This window comes from Bradyrhizobium sp. USDA 241, assembly GCF_049739505.1.
Classification (GTDB): Bacteria; Pseudomonadota; Alphaproteobacteria; order Rhizobiales; family Xanthobacteraceae; genus Bradyrhizobium; species Bradyrhizobium liaoningense.
Window position 1 is genome coordinate 2,028,768 of sequence record NZ_JBMGPZ010000004.1, and the last position, 20,249, is coordinate 2,049,016.

Consider the following 20,249-nt stretch of genomic DNA (forward strand, 5'->3'; position numbering starts at 1 on the left):
GGCTTGCTCACGTAGACTTTTGGCTTCCTCGGCTAGCCGTGTTTCGAGGGGGTGGGCTTGCTTGAAACGACGACGCTTCATGACGCACCTCGTGCTTACGGGTCCTAATCCGCAGGGTTCAGCACTTCCGATCCTATTACGCATTCGACTGGCCGTCAGTTCCCTGGTCGACAGCATGAACAGAGGGCCGCCCCCAAAGGGTGATCGAGGTTCAGTGTTAGCGAACGGCAGCGCGGAAAGTGCCTGCGACCCTGGATCGTCTTGCCGCTGCAATTGCTGTCACCGGCCGTCGTAACGCCGCCTCTCGATAGCGACGATGTCAACGTTGGGTCGGAGACCTGGTCTCGAAAGATCTCGTTAAGCGTCTTTGGTTGCGCAAAGGGCACACTCCGGGTCGTTTCTTGAAGGGTCATGTTTCGAATCTTGTCTGTTTGTTTCTCTTCGCATAACGTTGTGGTTGTCTTTTCTGGATCGCAAAAGAAATCCGCATCCTCGAATGGTGTGAAGCTGACTGGAATAGCGAATGCGCGAATGCATCCGGCCCGCGACGATCCGACGACAACGAAATGACGTGTCCCAGAGCAGTCCGAACCGGGTTCGGCCGTCTCCATCGAGCAACATCCGGACGCGCCTGCTTCACTTAATCCTGACAACTGTCCCGGCGTTCGTGTTGACGGCCCTGACCGGCGCTTCGGTCTCGGCACAGACATGGACGGGAACCGCGAGCAGCGATTGGACGGCCGGGAGCAACTGGTCTGGTGGCGCGGTGCCAATCGCGGGCAACGTCGTCACCATCAACACGACATCGCCCAATCCGACCATCCTCGGCGTAGGCGGTGCCGCTGCCGGCGCGACAGGTCAACTGACCGTCGGCAATACGACCGGATCGTTCGGCAACCTGACGATCCAGAACGGCAGCACGCTGACGAGCAGCGCCGCGACGATTGCGATTGGAGTCGCAGGCGGAAGCAACGGCACCGTCACCGTCAGCGGGGCCGGATCGCAATGGACGACATCCGGCACCCAGATCGAAATCGGCGCCAGTGGCAATGGTACACTCAACATTCAGAACGGCGCCAGAGTTGTCGCCCAATCAGGGGTTCTTCTCGGAAGCTTCGCCGCCGGCACGGGCACGCTCAATATAAGTGGCGGCAGCACGCTCGAGACGACCATCCTGTCTCGCCCCGGTACGGGGGGAGCCGCCCAAATCAATTTCGACAATGCCATCCTGCGCGCCCGAATAAACAGCGTCGGCTTCATCGCCGCATTCGCGCCGGGAAACCTCAATATCGCCGCGGGCGGCCTGACCGTCGACACGCAGGCGTTCACGGTAAGCGCGAACGGCGGTTTTTCCGGCGTCGGAGGATTGACCAAGACCGGCGCGGGCACCCTCAATCTCCGCGCATCCAATGCCTATGCCGGTGCTACGGTGATCACGTCCGGCACGCTTGCCCTTGCTTTTAATGGTTCGATAGCCGCGTCAAGCCGGGTCGTCGCAAACGGAACTTTCAGCATCTCGGGCATCACTGCTGCCGGCACCAACATTCAAAGCCTGGCAGGAACCGGGACAGTCGCGCTCGGCGTGAAGAACCTGACGATCACCAACGCGAACGATGTGTTCGCCGGCGTGATCGGGGGCACGGGCGGCCTGACGCTCACTGGCGGCACCCAGACGCTGGCGGGCGCCAATACCTACAACGGTGCGACCAATGTAAACGCCGGTACCCTCCGCGCCGGGGCCGCAAACACGTTCAGCGCGGCCTCGGCCTTTACGGTCGCCTCCGGCGGCATGCTCGACCTCGCCGGCTTCAACCAAACGGTCGCCTCGCTTGGCAATGCCGGCGTTGTTGCCCTCGGCAGCGCGCCGGGAACGACGCTCACCGTGACCGGCAATTACGTGGGCAACGGCGGCACCGTGCAGCTCAACACCCGGCTCGGCGGCGACAGTTCTCCGACTGACCTGTTGCGGGTGCAGGGAAGCACGTCGGGCACATCGTCGCTGCGCGTCACCAATGTCGGCGGCACCGGTGCGCAGACCGTCGAAGGCATCAAGGTGGTCGACGTCGTCGGCGCGTCCAACGGCAGCTTCTCGCTTCTGGGCAACTACGTGTTGCACGGCGAGCAGGCGGTGGTCGGCGGCGCCTATGCCTACACGTTGCAGAAGAACGGCATCGCCACTCCCGGTGACGGCGATTGGTATCTGCGCTCGAGCCTGATCAATCCGCCGGTCTCGGCACCCTCCGGTCCGCTCTACCAGCCCGGCGTTCCGCTCTACGAGAACTACGCGCAGGTGCTGCTCGGCATGAACGATCTGCCGACGCTGCAGCAGCGTGCCGGCAATCGCTATTGGGGTGGCAGCGATGCGATGGCGCGCGCGGGTGTGGTGCCACCGGTGCTAGGCGTGGCGTCGCCGACGCCCACGGCGTTCTGGGGCCGCATCGAGGGCGGGCATTCCGATCTGCAGCCGTCCAACACCACGGGCTCGACCACCAAGGCCGACCAGTTGAAGGTGCAGACGGGCCTCGATGGTCTCGCGCTGGAGAACGAGCGAGGGCGGCTGATCGTCGGCCTCACCGCGCAATATGGCCTGACGACCGCCGATGTCGCCTCGTTCCACGGCAATGGCCGTATCCGCGTCGAGGGAACCGGCGTCGGCGCCACGCTGACCTGGTATGGCGACAACGGCTTCTATGTCGACGGTCAGGCGCAGTCGATGTTCTATCGCAGCGATCTGTCTTCCGTGCTGGTTGGCAGCATGACCCACGGCAATGAAGGCGTCGGATACGCTTTCAGCGCCGAAACCGGCAAGCGCATCGGCTTCGGCAACGGCTGGTCGCTGACGCCGCAGGCGCAGCTTTCCTATGCGAAGGTCGCTTTCGACGATTTTGCCGACCGGTTCGGTGCGCCGGTGTCGTTGCGCGATGGCGACAGCCTGCTCGGCCGGGCCGGGCTTGCGCTCGACCATCAGAAGACCTGGAATGACGGCACGGGCATCGTGCGATCCGACATCTACGGCATCGCAAATCTGCGCTACGAATTCCTCAACGGCACCAAGGTCGATGTCGCGGGCACCGGCTTTGCCAATGCGCAGGATCGGCTGTGGGCCAGCATCGGCGGCGGCGGCACCTACAGCTGGGCCAACGGGCGCTACGCTATCTTCGGCGAGGTTTCCTACAATGCGAGCCTCGACGACGGGTCGGACAACCGCAACTACAAGGGCACTGGCGGCTTCCGCCTCACTTGGTAAATAACGCGCTCGCAGTCCGAGGCGCGCCAGCGACAAGAGCGGCGCCGCTCAGACAGCAAGACGTGCCAGCTTCTCCGTAGCGAGCACGCAGGTGCGACGCTTTCAAGCCGTGTTGATTTCTGCACTGGGTCAAAGGCTGCCTTGGCCAGGCCGAATTGCACTGTTCGGCTCGCCTCCCGAAAGCTGACCGCTCAGTCTTCTGAGCGAAGGGCAGCCACGGGCCACTTCCAGACATCGCCGACGGTATATAGGATCATCGTCCACCCCGGAGAACAGCATGTGGCCCGAATAGAAACCTTCGTATGGATCGTAACGACTTTCATAGTCATTATGGCCGCCACTCCACCACGGGCTTTAGCAACACCAGAAGCGTCTGCATGCGGGTACCTCGCTGGTCTAATCGATAAGGCACCGCCTGGGCCGTTGTTCTTGCCCAGCTATCCAACCGTGGAATCGGGGCCTCTCCATGGCGCCGCATACCTTTATGACAATGCGGTGGCCGCCATCGCATTAGTCGGTTGCGGTGAGCGAGACAAAGCACGTCGGATCGGCGCGGCGATTCTCTGGGCCATCGATAACGACCGGACTTGGCACGATGGACGGCTCCGGAACGCTTACGCCGCGGGTGTGGTGGCGAGTGGCTCCGCCAAACTTCCGGGTTGGTGGGACAATACTCAAAAAAAGTGGTTAGAAGATCGGTATCAGGTGGGCAGCGATAATGGCAACGTTGCATGGGCAATGTTGGCTTTGCTGTCGATTGACGATGTGAGCGCCAGCTCTCGGTTCCGCGATGGTGCGGCACGGCTTGGCACCTGGGTCGCGCAATGGGCCGACACGCGCGGTACTGGCGGCTTCACGGGCGGTACGTTTGGGCACGAACCGACGCCGGAAGTGCGGATGTGGAAATCGACTGAACATAATACTGACCTCGCCGCCGCGTTTGGCCTTCTTGCGATCCGTACAGGGGATTCGCGCTGGCGTGATAAGGCGACGGCCGCTGAGCACTTCGTAAATACGATGTGGAATCCGGCATGCGCCTGTTTCGCTGCAGGGACCGCTGAAGACGGCGTCACCCACAATCCGATTTTGGCTCTCGATGCTCAGGTCTGGCCTTTAATGGCGCTCCACGGAGCGGTCGAGAAATTTGCATCGGCAATTACGACCGCCGAACAGCGAATGAGTGTCGACGAGGGCTTTTCTTACGGTGAAGACCGAGATGGTGTGTGGACCGAAGGGACGGGCCAAATGGCTCTCTTAATGAAATTGCTCGGCAGGACTGGGAGGGCAAACTCGTTGATCGCCGTAATCGAATCCCAGAGGTCGCCGGATGGTGGGTTCTATGCCACAACTGTCCGCGAGTTACCGACCGGGTTCATGTTGGACACCGATCCGACCAAGCCACGACTCTATTTCCGATTGTCACATCTTGGCGCAGCTTCGTGGGCTGCCCTCGCGGAACGTGGGTTCAATCCCTTTACGGTGAAAAAAGGACTTCCGTAGTTGAGCCGCGGTGCCTCTCGTCTCGGCCTCCCTTTTGGTCTTTTCTGATTTCGATATGTCCGCAAAGGGTCTTGGCCGTGTAAAAACGCAACGCAGAGCAAATTGCAGAGAAAAGTATTCCTTCGAAAGCCCGCTCTGGGAGCATGAGGAGCATACTGAACTGCGGCGCTGCCGTATCCGAGAAGCAGATTCTGTGCCCTTCGGGAGATTTCACGTTTTCACACAGCCAGGGTCAAAACGCGAAGAACTCAACGTGAGTAGATTCGGTCCGGTATGCCCCATTGAACGGACCTCGATGAGGCGTGCTGCCACTTCGCTGACGGGCCACTTGTCGACCGTAACTGCAAACGGGCATCAGCGGTCGCCAAGAAGCCCATAGCGGACTAGATACTAACAAGCCAGCTGGATAGCCGATAGCACCGGACTACGAGGCGAAGTGATGAGGTCCCTTTGCCTATGCGGCGAGCTATGGCGGAATCTGGGTGATGACGGTGTGAGGAAGGCGGCGTATCGAGGCGGGTGACGAGCCTGCCAGAACCTCTCGAGGAGAGCGATACGCCATGACCGAGACTACCAATGTTCTTGCTTTCCGTCAGCCGTCCGCGGTTGATGATCCACTGACCGATATCGTTCGTGCCGGCGCGCGGGACCTGCTTGCCAGGGCGATCGAGATCGAGGTTGGCGCGTTTCTGGCCAGCACGGCCAATCTGACGCTGCCCGACGGTCGAGCGCGCCTGGTCCGACATGGGCACGGTCCGGTGCGCGAGATTGCGACCGGCATCGGTCCGGTGGAGGTCGCTCGTCCCAAGGTCCGCGACCGCGGAGCGAGCGGGCCAGGCGACCGCCTCCGCTTCAGTTCGGCAATCCTGCCGCTATGGGCGCGGCGGACGAAGAGCCTGGATGCCTTGATCCCGGTCCTCTATTTGCGCGGCATCTCGACCGGCGACTTCCAGGAGGCGCTCTCGGCGCTGCTCGGCAAGGATGCGCCGAACCTGTCGCCTTCGGTGATCGCCGGCCTGAAGGCCGATTGGCAGGTCGAGTACGAACGCTGGCAGAGACGCGATCTGTCGGCGCGTCGCTATGTCTACATCTGGGCCGATGGCGTGTACCTGCAGGCCCGCATGGAAGATCACAGCGAATGCATGCTGGTGCTGATTGGCACCACGCCGGAAGGCAAGAAGGAGCTGATCGGCTTCCAGGTCGGCGTGCGCGAGAGCGCGCAGAGCTGGCGCGAACTCCTGATCGACCTGCGGCAACGCGGGTTACGGATTGCCCCGCAACTCGCCATCGGCGACGGCGCCCTCGGCTTCTGGAAGGCACTGGACGAGGCCTTTCCCGGCACGCGGCACCAACGATGCTGGTGCCATAAAGTGAGCAACGTACTCGACAAGGTCGCCAAATCCGTGCAGGGCCCCATGAAGAACGACCTGCGGAACATCTATCTGGCCCCACACCGGGCCGAAGCTGAAACCGCGATCGACGTCTTCGTCGAGAAATACCACGTCAAATACGGACGTGCGGTGGAGTGCCTGATCAAGGATCGCCATGCGCTGCTCGCCTTCTTCGACTTCCCTGCTGAGCACTGGATCCACCTACGCAGCTCGAACCCGATCGAGAGCGTCTTCGCCACGGTGCGCCACCGAACGGTGCGGACCAAGGGATCGCTGTCGCAACAAACTGCGAAGCTGATGGTGTTCAAGCTCATCGACGCCGCATCGAAGACCTGGCGGCGATTGAAGAGCACGAACCAGTTGCCGAAAGTCATCGCCGGTGTAAAGTTCATCGACGGAATCGAAGTCATTCCGAACACTGAAAGCCACGCCGCCTGATCAGGCCGCGTCACCCAAAATCAGCCATAGCTCCTATGCGGCGCCTATGATCCGTCACGGCATGCGCTAGCCATGTAGATGCCCAGCTCATTGGTCTTGATGAGCTCGTACGGATTTGTCACTCCTTCTTCCCGCAGCCATTCAATCTGCAACTCGTATGCCTGGCGTTCGTAGGCAGCAATACAGGGAAGGACGATGTTGTTTGCCCTCTGCACGTGGTGCACCACTTCATGCACCAGAGTGCTTTTCTGCCGCAGATCATCGGGTCGCCAGCCCTGAGGCAGGTAAATCGCCCCCTCGTCGCGATTGTAGAGCGCCTGCAACTCTAGCCCGCTGTTTTCCGGCGAGCCATGTCGCATTGCCATTTCCGCCGGTGTCACGAAATGGATCCGCGGATGATCAGGAGCCGACAAGCCGGTCTTGGCAACGATCCATGCGATGTAGATTGCGATCAGGCTATCCAAGGAAACAACTTCCTGTAAGACCGCAGCGCGGCCTGCTGATGACAAGGATTGTTCGAATTTCGGAGTTCTGACTAGGTTGGCCCCGCGGCGGATTGCCTGGGATGCGCGATCAGATGTTCGTACTGACGCAGGATTCGATCCGCCTGAAGGCGTCGCGAGCTTCGCAGCGCCGACTCGATGGAAGCAAGGAGGCGTCGCCTTTCATTCTCGATTGGAAACGACGCAAGAGTCGGCCGTGCGGACGAAGGCTGCGAAGTGCTTTTCATGATCAGGACGCCAGGGTCGGTTGATGACGTGGAGCGTTGTCAGCGCGATATCTGGAACCATTGGCATCGACGGCTGGCCGCGCGACGGCGGCAGTTGCAGGGGCGCAATCCAGGATCGGTGGGCGCTTCAGCGTGATCGGTTGCCAGAAAAAGCGACGCGCCTCAGCATGCGCTTCAAACATGTCGACGCCGATATCGCGTAGAAAATCGGATCTGTCCCTGATATCCGCGCGTAGCTTTGACCGGAAGCAGGCGCGCTCCCACCAGGTGAAAGGCAGTCGCGCAATCGGATGGTCGGCGTTGACGCGCTCAATCATGTAGGTTTGCAGGAAAACCTCCTGGGGCAGTGTGGTCCGCGATGACGTTTCTGAAAAGAATGCGCTTGGAAATTCACCGCTCGATGCTCGCTTTTGCAGCCGAGCGGCGCATGACGGGATGGTGAAAGAGCCGGGAAGCCATTCGGTTTCTCGGTTCGCTCTCCTGCGGGCCTCCCAATGTCATTACGGTGGGAGGACCCGCTTCCCGACAACCGTGCCGACTATCGCGCCGATTGATGCGTCTGAGAACTACCTGGAAAGGTGGTTCGTTGTGCTTTATGGATACGCGCGCGGTCGGCGGCCTGCACATGCTTCGGGAATGACATGCATCTCTCCACGGGTCCTGTCGATCCGCAAAACCAGGAAGTCTATGCACTCTGGGATCAGCTGGCCGACTTCTCGGTCGCCGACGGTGACGCCGCGCTGACGCACCTGCTGTCCACACTGCGGACCATGTTGTCGGCACGCAATGTGCTGTGGGGGGCGGTCGTGCGATTGCCTTCACGCAAGCGGACCGATCCCTTGCTTGGCTGGCGTCCGCGCCTTGTCCGGGTGCTGGACCCGATACCGGCCGTGGCGGCATCCGTGCAGAAGCAGTACGATACGCTCTGGTCCGGCAACGTCGACCTGTCTCAGATTCTGTCCACGTCGGGAGATGAGCCGTTCCGCGTTCGCCTGCTGTTCGAAACGCTGCCGCCGGAATGGTTCGAGGGCGAGCATTATCGTCGTCACTATCTGGATGTTGGATTCGCCGACAGCATTTCAGTGCGCATTGCGCTCAATGAGGACGTGAGGATTCGCCTGTTCGTATTTCGCGATGCGCAGGCACCCCGCTTCTCGGCGCAGGACGGCCAGCTTCTGGGCTTCACGATGCGGGGGTTGAGATGGTTTCACCGTCAACAACTGCTCAGTCACGGTCTGCTCATAGCCAACGCGGCCCTGACACCCGCTGAGCGCAGGGTATTGCTCTCGCTGCTCGACGGGCAGGCGGAAAAGGAGATTGCGCAGAAGCTTGGCCAAAGTCCGAACACCACGCACTTCCACGTCAAGTCGATCTACGCCAAGTTCGGCGTGCGCAACCGCGCGGCGCTCGCCGCGCTCTGGCTCGGCAAGCTGCGATAGTGCAGCGAGCCCGAACGTCAGCCATGGGTCAAAATTGCGAGGAACTTAACCTGAGCATATCTGGTCTGTCTTGCCATACTGAGCGGACCTCAACGAAACGCTCCGCGACTTCGTGGATGGGCCCAGAAGCGGACTCAACAGTCAACACGACCGCTTCGTGAGACCATGGTTGACCTTTTACTCGACTGAATCCAATCGTCTCCCAAAACCGAGCTGCGCCATCATTGCCTGCATGCGCAGTCACGCGAGAAAACATGGCTCGATTGTTTGTGAACTCGACGGCCAAGCGAGTCATGTGTCGATGACCATTCGCTTTTTGCGTCAGCTCCAGCTCGGAAAATCCTGCAGGAAGAGTTTCGACTATTCGTTCCAGTGAAACAGTCATGAGTTAGGGCGCGTACTCATAAGTGTGGTCAGGAGCGACGTGATTGCTTCACGGCGGCGAAATAGCGCGATGGTTCGTGTGCGGAAGCGACTAAGCACGATTGGCAAGCTCGATATTTCATCGTGGTGCCCCCCAAATTAAAGAGCAACATTTGCAGTACGCCTATGCAGGCAACCAGGGTTTTGCGTTCAATCAAACCCTTTTATGCTCACCGGCGACGTCGTTACTTTTGGAATTGCAATTCATGGAATACATCGCGTCTGGTCTCGCCATGCTTGCAACAGAGGTCGTGGGCAGCGGGACTCCCACAGTATTTCTTCATGCCAACGTGTGCGATAAGCGCATGTGGCGGGCTCAATTAAATGGATTGGGCGCCAGACACAAGGCGGTTGCTTATGACCGACGCGGATTCGGCGAAACTCGCGTCGAGCCGGAGGATTTTTCCGCCTTGGCAGATCTCGTGGCGGTGCTGGAGGCTACCGCAGACGGGAAGCCCGCAGTCCTCGTCGGCTGCTCTCTTGGAGGCCGCATCGCGCTTGATGCCGCCATCCGACACCCGTCGCGCGTTCGCGCCCTTGTTCTGATTGCCCCTAATGTCGTAGGTGCTCCTGATCCGATCTACCCTCCCGATATCGAGAAACTGATGATGCAATCGAAGGAGGCAGAGGCATCTGGCAACCTCGATCGGTTGAATGCAATGAAGGCGCGTCTCTGGCTGGATGGACCGCTGGCCCCCGAAGGTCGCGTAGCCGGTCCCGCTCGCGATCTGCTGCTTGATATGAACGCCATCGCGCTCCGCTCCCCACCGTTCGGATCGGATGTTGATGTTCAGAGCTGGCCCCGCAAATTCGGACAGTAGCTTGAGTGGATTTTCTGCCTGACAGCGGGGAGGATTCTTGCTGCGAATCAGGAGCGAAGATGACGAAGAAGAGCCGCCGGACGCATTCTCCGGCATTCAAGGCGAAGGTTGCTTTGGCTGCGGTCAAAGGCGACAAGACACTGGCGGAGCTGGCGCAACTGTTTGATGTTCATCCGAACCAGATCACGATCTGGAAAAACCAGCTCCTGGAAGGCGCCGCCGGCGTGTTTGGGCATGACAAGACATCGGCCGAGACGCCGGTCGATTTGAAGGCGTTACATGCCAAGATCGGCGAGCTGGCGTTGGAAAACGATTTTTTGTCCGGCGCGCTCACCAAGGCGGGCCTGCTGAGCGCAAAGCGATGATCGACCGCGATCATGATCTTTCTATCGTGCGCCAGGCGAAGGTCCTGAAGCTGGCTCGCAGCACGGTCTACTATGAACCTCGGCCAGTTTCGGCCGAGGACCTTGCCTTGATGCGTCGGCTCGATGAGCTGCATCTCGATTATCCCTTCGCGGGAGCGCGTATGCTGCGATCGTTGCTGCGGCGGGAGGGCGTATACGCCGGTCGCCGCCACATCGCGACGCTGATGAAGCGCATGGGGATCGAGGCGGTCTATCGTCGCCCGAACACGAGCAAGCCGGCTCCGGGTCACAAGATCTACCCGTACCTGTTGCGCGGATTGAAGATCGAGCGGCCCGACCATGCGTGGGCAATGGACATCACCTACATTCCGATGCGGCGTGGCTTCGTCTATCTCGCGGCGGTCGTCGATGTGTTCAGCCGACGGGTCCTGGCCCATCGCGTCTCGATCACAATGGAGGCGGCCTTCTGCGTCGAAGCGGTCCAGGAGGCGTTGGCGAAGCACGGCAGGCCCGAGATTTTCAACACGGATCAGGGCAGCCAGTTCACCAGCCTCGAGTTCACCGATGTGCTGCTGGACGCGAAGATCGCCATCAGCATGGACGGCAAGGGCGCCTGGCGCGACAACGTGTTTGTCGAGCGGCTCTGGCGCACGGTCAAATACGAAGAAGTATATCTCCGCGCCTACGACAGCGTGTCCGAGGCGCGAGCGTCAATTGCCAAGTATCTGGCCTTCTACAATCAGGGACGCCCTCACTCGAGCCTTGACGGGCGCACGCCCGACGAGGCTTACTTCGGCACGCAAGCTATGGTGATGGCCGCATGACCGTCGCCGACGGTTTTGTCGTCGCTCTGGTCGGGCTACGCCCTCCCGACGCAACGACAAAACCGTAAAGCCCCGCGTTCAGCATAACCCGGCAGGAATCCACTTAAATCCAGCGGGGCGCTGTCCAAACAACCGGGGCCAGTTCTCTTTGGCCCTCAGATACTGTTGAATACCTGAAGTATTTTCGCGCTCCAGCCTGAGCTTTAGCTCATGATATCTCAAACGGCTCCCTGCATCCTTGCGCAAATGGTCTCGAAATTTCAACATCCGGGCAATCTGCTCGTGACCATCCATGCAGACATGAAGCTTGTGAGTGCGGACACCGTTCACGTCTCGCTTGAAGAAATGGTGACCTGAGGAGAGATCGCCTCCGCGACGATAGCCTAGCCCCACCAATGATCGGCTCCAATTCTCTAACTCCGTATCTGACGTCACCACGGCAAGAACGTCAATTTCTCCTTTGGCCGCCAATTCGGGCACAGCGGTGCTGCCGACGTGATGAATCCCGATCAGCGTGGAACCGAAAATGGGTCGCAGTCGCGCCTCTTCTGCCGCGTACTGCTGCGGCCACGTGGGATCATAAGGCTTGATCGGGCTGGTGAGCGACATGTCCCAATATTAGGCCGAAACGCGAAGTCAGCCTAGAGCGTGATGTTTTTGACTGGAATCGGGGTTCCCAGAGCGGGCGATTTCTGATTCAAGCTCCATGCTGGAGTGCGGAGGCCAGCATGGATGACGCGCCCCTATTCGGAAGACATCCGTGAACGCGCCTTGGCTCGCGCTGACGCGGGCGAGACGGTTCGTTCGATCGCAGAGGCGCTACAGATCAGCCCCTCGTGCGTGACGAAGTGGAAGAACCTAAGGCGTGATACCGGAGGCCTGGCGCCCGGCCAGATCGGCGGCCACAAGAAGCGGGTTCTGTCGGATGCCAACGCCGACTGGCTGCGCAAACGCATTCGCTCGGGGCCATTCACCTTGCGCAAGCTGACGCAGGAGCTGGCTGCACGGGGGATCAAGACAGACGTGCGGGCGGTGTGGACTTTTGTTCACGCCGAGGGGCTCAGCTTCAAAAAAAACGCTTCTACCAGCCGAGCAGGATCGCCCAGACGTCGCCCGTAAGCGGACCCGATGGAAAGCGCATCAAGGCAGGATTGACGTCACGCGGTTGGTTTTCATCGACGAGACGTGGATCAAGACCAATATGGCGCCGCTACGCGGCTGGGGGCCTTGTGGGCAGCGCCTCCAAGCATCTGCACCTTTCGGCCATTGGAAGACCATGACCTTCATCGCGGCGCTGCGTCATGATCGGATCAGTGCGCCTTGGGTGATTGATGGTCCCATCAATGGTGAACTCTTCACGCTGTACGTCGAGAAGGTGTTGGCACCCACCCTCGCACCGGGCGAGATCGTCGTTCTCGACAATCTTGGCAGCCACAAGGGCAAAGCGGCTCGCCAAGCTATCCGCGCCAGAGGAGCCCACCTTATCTTCTTGCCGCCCTACAGCCCTGACCTCAACCCGATCGAGCAGGTCTTCGCCAAACTCAAACACCTCATGCGATCCGCAGAACCTCGTGACGTGGAGGCAACCTGGCGGAAGGTTGGTGAACTCCTCGATCTCTTCTCCCAGGAGGAGTGCACCAACTACTTCAAAAACTCAGGCTATGTTTCCGTGTAAATACATCATGCTCTAGAGAGGGAGGAGCGTGTCCGCTTCGGGTTCAAAACGCGAAGAACTCAACGTGAGTAAATTCGGTCAGAAAGATCTGAGCGCGTTGCGGGCAAGGCAAACCCCGTGGCGGTTTGCAGACGTTGCTGGTCTGCCAGGTGAGCAGGCGATCAGGAACGCCGTCTCCTGCAGCGAGTCGAACAGGCGAGCAAACAGCTCGCGCGGGACGCGGCGTGAAGTGCGAGGATGTCGATACGGGATAGCGGAAGGGGCTCGCCTTGTCCCACGTTCTGCGATGATGTCATCATGCGCCTGTTTTGCCCGACGGAGCAACAGTTTCGTCAAATCAGGAAAACGCGCAGCGGTCTTCCAAAAGATCGTGCTTGATCCACAAGCTCAGGCGCGAGGACGATCCAGCCGGATCTCGTTATGCTCCAAGCCCTTGATTTTGCTGCCCCCGGCTACTGTGCATGGGGTTGTTTTCGACGTTTTTTGTTTTGGAGGTGCGAAGGCGCCACGCAGAACCGGACCTGGTCCGGCTCCCGTCCGCTACTTCATCACCCGCACGCCCTTGGTCGTGAACCGCTGCGTCTTTCCGCCGGGACGCAAAGGGCGCTTCGTGCCGGCGGCCTTGCCGGTGCCGGGCGGCTGGTGTGCAGGCACGAGTTGATGGGGCTGCGAGCCGATCAGGTCGCGGCGGCCCATCTCGATCAAGGCCTCGCGCAGCACCGGCCAATTGTCGGGGTCGTGATAGCGCAGGAAGGCCTTGTGCAGGCGGCGCTGGCGCAGGCCCTTGATCGCCTCGACCTTGTCGCTGCCGCCGTGGCGCACGCCGCGCAACGGATTGACGCCGGTGTGGTACATCGCGGTCGCCGTCGCCATCGGCGAGGGCAGGAAGGTCTGGACCTGGTCGGCGCGATAGCGGTTCTTCTTCAGCCACAGCGCGAGGTTCATCATGTCCTCGTCGGTCGTGCCCGGATGCGCCGCGATGAAATAGGGAATCAGGTAATATTTCTTGCCGGCCTTTTCAGCCGCTTCGTCGAACATCCGCTTGAACTTGTTGTAGGCGCCGATGCCCGGCTTCATCATCTTGTCGAGCGGCCCGCGCTCGGTATGTTCAGGCGCGATCTTCAAGTAACCGCCGACGTGATGGGTGACGAGCTCCTTGATGTATTCGGGGCTCTCCACCGCGAGGTCGTAGCGCACGCCCGAGGCGACCATCACCTTCTTGATGCCCTTGGTCTCGCGCACCTTGCGATAGAGCCGGATCAGGTCGTCATGCGAGGTGTTGAGGTTCGGGCAGATCTCGGGGAAGACGCAGGACGGCCGCCGGCACGCCGCCTCGACCTTCGGGTCCTTGCACGCCATCCGGTACATGTTGGCGGTGGGGCCGCCGATGTCGGAGATCACGCCGGTGAAGCCCGGCGTCTTGTCGCGGATATTCTCGATCTCGCGCAGGATCGAGCCCTCCGAGCGGTTCTGGATGATGCGGCCCTCATGCTCAGTGATCGAGCAGAAGGTGCAGCCGCCGAAGCAGCCGCGCATGATCGTCACCGAGAATCGGATCATCTCCCAGGCGGGGATCTTCGCATCTCCGTAGGATGGATGCGGGGCGCGCGCGTAAGGCAGGTCGTAGACCGCATCCATCTCCTCGGTGGTGAGCGGGATCGGCGGCGGATTGAGCCAGAGATCGCGGTCGCCGTGACGCTGCACCAGCGGCCGCGCATTGCCGGGATTGCTCTCCCGGTGCAGCACGCGCGAGGCGCGCGCATAGGCCTCGCGGTCCTGCTCGACCTGCTCCAGCGCGGGCAGGCGGATCACGGTCGGCCCGCGTTGACGCGATGCGCCTTCGTCGGCGGAATCGAGATCGTCGGCGTGCAGCTCCACGTAATCTTCGGGAACGCGGCGGAAAAGCGCGACGCCCCGGATGTCGTCGAGCTCGCGCGGCGCTTCGCCGGCGGCGATTCGGTTGGCGACCTCAACGACGGCACGCTCGGCATTGCCGTAAAGCAGCAAGTCCGCCTTGGCGTCGGCCAGCACCGAGCGGCGCACCTTGTCGGACCAGTAGTCGTAATGCGCGATCCGGCGCAGCGAGGCCTCGATGCCGCCGAGCACGATCGGGGTGTCCTTGAACGCCTCGCGGCAGCGCTGCGCGTAGACGATGGTGCAACGGTCCGGCCGCCTGCCGCCTTCGCCGCCGGCCGTGTAGGCGTCGTCGCTGCGGATGCGGCGGTCCGCGGTGTAGCGGTTCACCATGGAGTCCATGTTGCCGCCGGTGACGCCGAAGAACACGCGTGGCTTGCCCAGCGCCTTGAACGGCTCGGCCGAGTGCCAGTCCGGCTGCGCGATGATGCCGACCCGAAAGCCTTGCGCCTCCAGCAGCCGGCCGATGATCGCCATGCCGAAGCTTGGATGGTCGACATAGGCGTCCCCTGTCACCAGCACGATGTCGCAGGCGTCCCAGCCGAGCGCATTCATCTCGGCGCGGCTCATGGGCAGGAACGGTGCCGGCTTGCGCGGTTGCGCCCGGGCCATCAGCGGCTTTTCGGCGGTGATCATCTGGGTGTCCATGGCGCCTACGCATAGGACTCCGGACGGGCGAATTCAACCGATCGATGTGCTGCCACCGCCGATTGTGATGCCGTGCGGGACCGTGGCGCGGTCCACACACCGATCGATCGAGCCCTTGCCATCCTCGTTTCGTTTCGAGGCGGGTTCCGTCCTCGTAACGGCGCAGGTCGGATATCGGGCCATAGGAACCAACCGCGCCCGCGAACATTCTTTTGAGGTTTCGACGCGGGCCCGGGTCGCGCGCGTCTGGATCATTCTGGCGTCCGGTGACGTCGCCTCTGGCGATGGGGGAGCTGTGAGCACGGTCATAGAGAACTTGCTGTCGCGGAAGCAGAAGCTCGTGGAACAGCTCGAAAAGGCGCCGTCGGTCGAGGACCGCGATAGAATCGAGCACCAGCTCGAGCAGATCAACACCGCGCTGGATTTTCTGGACAGGCCGGAAGCGAAGGAAGAGCGGTAGACGCGCTCAATCCACCTTGAGCGCTTTCGCGTAGACGATTCCCGAATTGGTGATGTGCGTCGTCATCAGGCCGTCGAAGGCGGCGAGCTCGCCGCGTGCGAAGAAATCGAGCAGCTTGCGATGCTCGTCGAACGACGTGCGGGTGCGCACGTCGATCGGCGAGGTCAGATTGGTGCGGAGCGCGGCGACGCGGCCGGAGACGAGCTGATAGGATTCGGCGAGGTAGCGGTTGCCGCAATGGGCGAACAGCGCCTCGTGGAAGGCGGCGTCGGCGCGGCCATAGGCGATGTTGTCCTTCGCCGTGACCGCCGGCTCCATTGCCGCGATCGCTGCGCTCATTGCCGCAATCGCGCCTTCGCGATCGTGGCGGAAGGCGAGCTCGGCCGCCTTGGGCTCCAGCGCGATGCGGAAGGTGCAGAGCGCATCGATGTCCTCGGCGCTCGGCGTGAACACGAAGCTGCCGACCTGCGGCCGGATCACCACCAGGCCCTGCGCCTGCAGCTGGCCCATGGCCTCGCGCACCGGCGTGCGGCTGACGCCGAAGGAATTCGCCACCATCTCCTCGGAGATCGCTGCGCCCAGCGCGAACTCGCCGTCGATGATGGCCTGGCGCAGCCGCTGCATCACCCGCTGCGACAGCGATTTCGGCGTATCGAGCCTGAGCGATCGCATGGCGCGCTCAGATCACCTTGCCGGGATTGAGCAGGTGTTCGGGATCGAGCGCAGCCTTCAGCGTCCGCATCAGCGCGATCTCGGCATCGCTCCTGGCATGACCCAGCCACTGCTTCTTCAGCGTGCCGATGCCGTGCTCGGCGGAGACGCTGCCGCCCATGTCGCGGACGAGACCGTAGATGATCGCGTCCATCGCGTCCTTTGGCTGCTGCGCGACCGAGAGGCCGGCGACCCAGGAGACGAGATGCAGATTGCCGTCGCCGATATGGCCGTAATAGACGCTCTCGCAGCCCTTGATCCCGGAGGCCAGCGCGGCCTTGCAGCACGTGACGAATTCGTCCATCCGCGCCACCGCAAGGCCGATGTCGTAGGAGATGTGCGGCCCCAGCACCTGGCCGAACTCGGCGCAGATGTCGCGCACGCGCCAGAAGGCCTGCGTCTGCGCCAGCGACTGCGCCACCGCGGCGTCGGCGAGCAGCCCACGTTCCATCAGCTCTTCGAGCCAGCTCTGGAAGCGCGGCGCGTCCAGGCTCTCATCGGTGCCCTGTGCCTCGACCAGCACGTAAAGGCCGTGACCTGGCGCGACCGGCGGCTTCACGCCGGCGCGATTCGTGATCACGTCCCAATAGTCCGGCCACATCACCTCGAACGCCGACAGCAGCGGACCGAGCCCGCCGCGCGCGGCGTCGAGCAGCGCGACCACCGCGGCATAATCCTTCAGCGCGCAGAGCGCCGCCATGGTCGAGCGCGGCTTCGGAAACAGCTTGAGCACCACGCGGGTGATGATGCCGAGCGTGCCCTCCGAGCCGATGAACAGATGCTTCAGATCGTAGCCGGCATTGTTCTTCATCAGCTTGTTGAGGCTGGTGATGATGGTGCCGTCGGGTAGCACGACCTCGAGGCCGAGCACCAGCTCGCGCGTCATGCCGTAGCGGATCACGCGGTTGCCGCCGGCATTGGTCGAGAGATTGCCGCCGATGACGCAGGAGCCGCGCGAGCCGAGATCGAGCGGAAAGAAGAAGCCGGCTTCATCGGCAGCCTTCTGGATCGTCTTCAGCGGCGTGCCCGCTTTCACCGTCATCGTCGCGGAGGCGCGATCGATCTCCTCGATGCCGGTCATGCGCTCCAGCGAGATCGCGACCCAGCCGGCTTCGGGCGAGGCGCCGCGGCACAGCCCGGTCAATCCGCCCTGCGGCACGAAGGGAAGCCGCGCCTGCCGGCAGGTCGCAATCGCATCGGCCACGCCTTTCGCATCGAGCGGCCGGATCACCGCAAGCGGCGTCTGCGGCAGGCTCGCGCTCCAGTCGTTGCAGTTGCGGGCGGGCACGTCGCTGCCAGTCAGCACCGCGGCCGCGCCGAGCCTGTCGCGCAATGCGCCGAGCAGCTGGTCGCGCCGTCCGGCGGGGGTCACCATGTCCATGCGAGACCTCCTCAATATTTCCGCTGCGCCCATGGCGCCGGGATTTGCATCGACCTTGTATGTAAGGTACAAGGCGGAAAGTAAAGCAAAAACAGGATCCCGGTAAGCGCGGAAGATCGTTGGAGATCAGCGGCTTAGTTCGGGGCGGTAGCAAAGGGCGGTGTGATGACGGAGGCAATTCGCGGGTTCTGGGTGGCGTCGGCGACGCCGCTGGCGGCCGATGGCAGCGTGGATCACGCCCGGCTCGCCGGCCATGCCAAGCAACTCTTCGGCAAGGGCGTCGACGGCGTCGTCCTGTTCGGCACCACCGGCGAAGGCACCTCGTTCAATGTCGGCGAACGCGTCGCGACCATCGAAGCCATGCTCAAGGCCGGCATCGCGCCGGAACGCATCGCAATCGGCGGCGGCTTTCCCGCCGTCACCGACAGCATCGCGCTGACGCGCGCCGTGCTCGGCCTCGGCTTGCGCCACGTGCTGCTGCTGCCGCCCTATTTCGACCGCAGCGTCACGCCCGAAGGCATCGAGGATGCCTTTGCCGCGATCATCGATGGTGTCGCCGATGAACGGCTGCGCGCCTCGCTCTATCACATCCCGCAGGTGTCGGGCGTCGCGATCCCGACGACGGTCGCTGCGAACTTGCGCAAGCGCTACGGCAAGCAGGTCGCCGGCTTGAAAGACTCCAGCGGCGACTTCAAGCAGTTCCAGGCATTCCGCGCGGCCGCGCCCGAGCTCGCCATCACCGTCGGCAACGAGCCCGACATCGCCCGCGCGATCGCTGCGGGTGGCGCCGGCACCATTTGCGGCATGGCCAATATCGTGCCGGAGCTGGTCAAGGGCATGCTTGACGGCAAGGATGTCGAGGCGCGCATGCAAGCAGCGGCAGACGTCGTGGTAAAGACGCCGTCCCTGGTCGCGACGTTGAAGGCCATCCTCGCGGCCCAGACGGGCGATACAGGCTGGCTGCGCGTGCGCCCCCCGCTCCGCGCGTTGTCCGACGGCACCGCGCTCAAGCGGAAGCTCGACGAACTGACCAGCCCCGCGATCGCATAAGACCGCTTTCATTCGCGGCAACTTCTTGCGGCATGCGCAGACATGGCGCGAGCCGCCACCAGTGCTGCGGCAAAGCCGGCCGCCGCACCCACGCCGAGCGCCCAGCGCGGGCCGAGATGGTCGGCCACCCATCCGACGATCGGAGCGCCGATGGGCGTGCCGCCGAGCGCGACACCGAGGCGCAACGCCATCACGCGTCCCCTCATTCGCGGCTCGGTCGAGAGTTGCATCAGGCTGTTCGACGTATTGGTGAAGGTCAAGGCAGCGACACCGATCACGACCAGCGCGCCGGCGAACAGCCAGTAGCTGGGTGCCAACGCGGCCAACGTGCACCCCGTCCCAAAAATTCCAGCCCCAAGCAGCAGCGAGACGAACAGCGGCTGGGGGCGCCCTGCGGCCAGGAGTGCGCCCGAGATCGTGCCGACCGCCATCGTCGACGACAGAAGGCCAAAGCCGCGCGCATCGGTGTGGAAGACGGTGACCGCCATGGTCGAGATGAAGATCGGAAAGTTCAGCCCGAACGTGCCGATCAGGAACAGCATGATCGTGATCGCCCTGAGATCCGGGCGCGACCACACGTAGCGAAAACCCTCCGTCATGCCACCCTTGGCCCTATGGGCGCGTGGGTTCGGGCGAAGCTCCGAGGTTCGCAGCATAAAGAGCGAGCCAAGCACGGCCGTGAAGGAGGCTGCGTTGATCAGGAAGGCCCATCCGGTGCCGATCGAAGAGATGACGATTCCGGCGATCGCAGGGCCGATCATCCGCGCGGCGTTGAAGGACGTCGAGTTCAGCGCGATGGCATTGGAGAGATCGCCGTCGCCGACGAGCTCGGCCACGAAGGTCTGGCGCACCGGGGCGTCGAAGGCTGCGGCACAGCCGAACAGGAAGGCGAACGCATAGACGTGCCAGAGCTGCACCAGGCCGGTGACGGTGAGAAGGCCAAGGGCCAGTGCCAGCACGCCCATCATCGCCTGGGTCGTGATCAGGAGTCGCCGCTGGTTGAAATAGTCGGCAGCAAAGCCCGTCCATGGCATCAGCAGAAGCTGCGGCCCGAACTGAAATGCCATCACCATGCCCACGGCCGATGCATTGTGCCGTGTGAGCTCGGTTAGAACGAGCCAGTCCTGGGCGGCGCGCTGCATCCACGTCCCGGTGTTGGAGACCAGCGCGCCCGCAGCCCAGACACGGTAGTTGAAGTTCCGGAGTGAGCGAAACGTGCCCGCGGCCGGCAC

At 62.3% G+C, this 20,249-nt stretch carries 16 protein-coding genes; 9 read left to right on the plus strand and 7 right to left on the minus strand.

What is annotated here, in order from left to right:
* Positions 1 to 670 precede the first annotated feature (670 nt).
* The 3 genes from ABIF91_RS19355 to ABIF91_RS19365 all read left to right on the plus strand — a co-directional run bounded on the left by ABIF91_RS19355 (position 671) and on the right by ABIF91_RS19365 (position 6,576).
* Positions 671 to 3,247: an autotransporter outer membrane beta-barrel domain-containing protein gene (locus ABIF91_RS19355; RefSeq protein ID WP_424579312.1), complete on the plus strand. Its 2,577-nt coding sequence runs from the start codon at positions 671 to 673 to the stop codon at positions 3,245 to 3,247.
* Between the two features lie 495 nt (positions 3,248 to 3,742).
* A complete protein-coding gene (locus ABIF91_RS19360; protein ID WP_284282105.1) occupies positions 3,743 to 4,747 on the plus strand; it encodes a hypothetical protein in 1,005 nt (334 codons plus the stop codon).
* Positions 4,748 to 5,307: 560 nt separating this feature from the next.
* Positions 5,308 to 6,576, plus strand: coding sequence for an IS256 family transposase (locus tag ABIF91_RS19365; RefSeq protein WP_038952271.1), 1,269 nt, complete (start codon positions 5,308 to 5,310; stop codon positions 6,574 to 6,576).
* A gap of 44 nt (positions 6,577 to 6,620) precedes the next feature.
* On the opposite strand, the gene ABIF91_RS19370 is transcribed toward ABIF91_RS19365, so the two are convergent.
* Together ABIF91_RS19370 and ABIF91_RS19375 are read right to left on the minus strand one after the other, a co-directional pair.
* Positions 6,621 to 7,040, minus strand: coding sequence for a DUF6647 family protein (locus ABIF91_RS19370; RefSeq protein WP_271527187.1), 420 nt, complete (start codon positions 7,038 to 7,040; stop codon positions 6,621 to 6,623).
* A gap of 268 nt (positions 7,041 to 7,308) precedes the next feature.
* The gene (locus ABIF91_RS19375; protein ID WP_284280734.1) at positions 7,309 to 7,623 is read right to left on the minus strand and encodes a hypothetical protein; all 315 of its coding nucleotides are present in this window, start codon (positions 7,621 to 7,623) and stop codon (positions 7,309 to 7,311) included.
* Positions 7,624 to 7,947: 324 nt separating this feature from the next.
* Between ABIF91_RS19375 and ABIF91_RS19380 the strand changes: the two genes are divergently transcribed.
* The 3 genes from ABIF91_RS19380 (at position 7,948) to ABIF91_RS19390 (ending at position 11,178) form a co-directional block, all read left to right on the plus strand.
* Positions 7,948 to 8,745, plus strand: a complete 798-nt coding sequence (locus ABIF91_RS19380; RefSeq protein ID WP_271527185.1) for a helix-turn-helix transcriptional regulator — start codon at positions 7,948 to 7,950, stop codon at positions 8,743 to 8,745.
* A gap of 536 nt (positions 8,746 to 9,281) precedes the next feature.
* Positions 9,282 to 9,989, plus strand: coding sequence for an alpha/beta fold hydrolase (locus ABIF91_RS19385; RefSeq protein ID WP_284280739.1), 708 nt, complete (start codon positions 9,282 to 9,284; stop codon positions 9,987 to 9,989).
* A 59-nt stretch (positions 9,990 to 10,048) separates the two neighbouring features.
* Positions 10,049 to 11,178 (plus strand): IS3-like element ISRj2 family transposase gene (locus ABIF91_RS19390; RefSeq protein WP_129557670.1). Its coding sequence is split into 2 segments (ribosomal slippage): positions 10,049 to 10,301 and positions 10,301 to 11,178, totalling 1,131 coding nucleotides; the frame shifts between segments, so codons are not numbered across the junction.
* A 78-nt stretch (positions 11,179 to 11,256) separates the two neighbouring features.
* Here ABIF91_RS19390 and ABIF91_RS19395 read toward each other — a convergent pair.
* Positions 11,257 to 11,787, minus strand: coding sequence for a GrpB family protein (locus ABIF91_RS19395; protein ID WP_284280802.1), 531 nt, complete (start codon positions 11,785 to 11,787; stop codon positions 11,257 to 11,259).
* 123 nt (positions 11,788 to 11,910) lie between these two features.
* Between ABIF91_RS19395 and ABIF91_RS19400 the strand changes: the two genes are divergently transcribed.
* Positions 11,911 to 12,853 (plus strand): IS630 family transposase gene (locus tag ABIF91_RS19400; RefSeq protein WP_100213571.1). Its coding sequence is split into 2 segments (ribosomal slippage): positions 11,911 to 12,246 and positions 12,248 to 12,853, totalling 942 coding nucleotides; the frame shifts between segments, so codons are not numbered across the junction.
* Positions 12,854 to 13,393: 540 nt separating this feature from the next.
* On the opposite strand, the gene ABIF91_RS19405 is transcribed toward ABIF91_RS19400, so the two are convergent.
* Entirely contained in the window at positions 13,394 to 15,415 is a 2,022-nt protein-coding gene (locus tag ABIF91_RS19405; RefSeq protein ID WP_028176598.1) for a YgiQ family radical SAM protein, read from the minus strand.
* Positions 15,416 to 15,530: 115 nt separating this feature from the next.
* On the opposite strand from ABIF91_RS19405, the gene ABIF91_RS19410 reads away from it, so the two are divergent.
* Entirely contained in the window at positions 15,531 to 15,875 is a 345-nt protein-coding gene (locus ABIF91_RS19410) for a hypothetical protein (protein WP_155251756.1), read from the plus strand.
* Between the two features lie 6 nt (positions 15,876 to 15,881).
* Here ABIF91_RS19410 and ABIF91_RS19415 read toward each other — a convergent pair whose 3' ends face one another.
* Positions 15,882 to 16,547: a GntR family transcriptional regulator gene (locus ABIF91_RS19415; RefSeq protein WP_028176597.1), complete on the minus strand. Its 666-nt coding sequence runs from the start codon at positions 16,545 to 16,547 to the stop codon at positions 15,882 to 15,884.
* 7 nt (positions 16,548 to 16,554) lie between these two features.
* Positions 16,555 to 17,967: an FAD-binding oxidoreductase gene (locus tag ABIF91_RS19420; protein ID WP_028176596.1), complete on the minus strand. Its 1,413-nt coding sequence runs from the start codon at positions 17,965 to 17,967 to the stop codon at positions 16,555 to 16,557.
* A 165-nt stretch (positions 17,968 to 18,132) separates the two neighbouring features.
* Here ABIF91_RS19420 and ABIF91_RS19425 point away from each other — a divergent pair, with 165 nt between their 5' ends.
* Positions 18,133 to 19,017 (plus strand): dihydrodipicolinate synthase family protein, encoded by an 885-nt coding sequence (locus ABIF91_RS19425; RefSeq protein ID WP_028176595.1) that lies wholly within the window; start codon positions 18,133 to 18,135, stop codon positions 19,015 to 19,017.
* Between the two features lie 8 nt (positions 19,018 to 19,025).
* Here ABIF91_RS19425 and ABIF91_RS19430 read toward each other — a convergent pair whose 3' ends face one another.
* Positions 19,026 to 20,249, minus strand: a complete 1,224-nt coding sequence (locus ABIF91_RS19430; protein WP_424579313.1) for an MFS transporter — start codon at positions 20,247 to 20,249, stop codon at positions 19,026 to 19,028.

What these genes read in the sequence shown, in the direction of transcription:
- ABIF91_RS19425 (WP_028176595.1), top strand. Translation starts at nt 18,133, where the DNA reads ATGACGGAGGCAATTCGCGGGTTCTGGGTGGCGTCGGCGACGCCGCTG.
- ABIF91_RS19420 (WP_028176596.1), bottom strand. Translation starts at nt 17,967, where the DNA reads ATGGACATGGTGACCCCCGCCGGACGGCGCGACCAGCTGCTCGGCGCA.
- ABIF91_RS19415 (WP_028176597.1), bottom strand. Translation starts at nt 16,547, where the DNA reads ATGCGATCGCTCAGGCTCGATACGCCGAAATCGCTGTCGCAGCGGGTG.
- ABIF91_RS19395 (WP_284280802.1), bottom strand. Translation starts at nt 11,787, where the DNA reads ATGTCGCTCACCAGCCCGATCAAGCCTTATGATCCCACGTGGCCGCAG.
- ABIF91_RS19375 (WP_284280734.1), bottom strand. Translation starts at nt 7,623, where the DNA reads ATGATTGAGCGCGTCAACGCCGACCATCCGATTGCGCGACTGCCTTTC.
- ABIF91_RS19405 (WP_028176598.1), bottom strand. Translation starts at nt 15,415, where the DNA reads ATGGACACCCAGATGATCACCGCCGAAAAGCCGCTGATGGCCCGGGCG.
- ABIF91_RS19365 (WP_038952271.1), top strand. Translation starts at nt 5,308, where the DNA reads ATGACCGAGACTACCAATGTTCTTGCTTTCCGTCAGCCGTCCGCGGTT.
- ABIF91_RS19380 (WP_271527185.1), top strand. Translation starts at nt 7,948, where the DNA reads ATGCATCTCTCCACGGGTCCTGTCGATCCGCAAAACCAGGAAGTCTAT.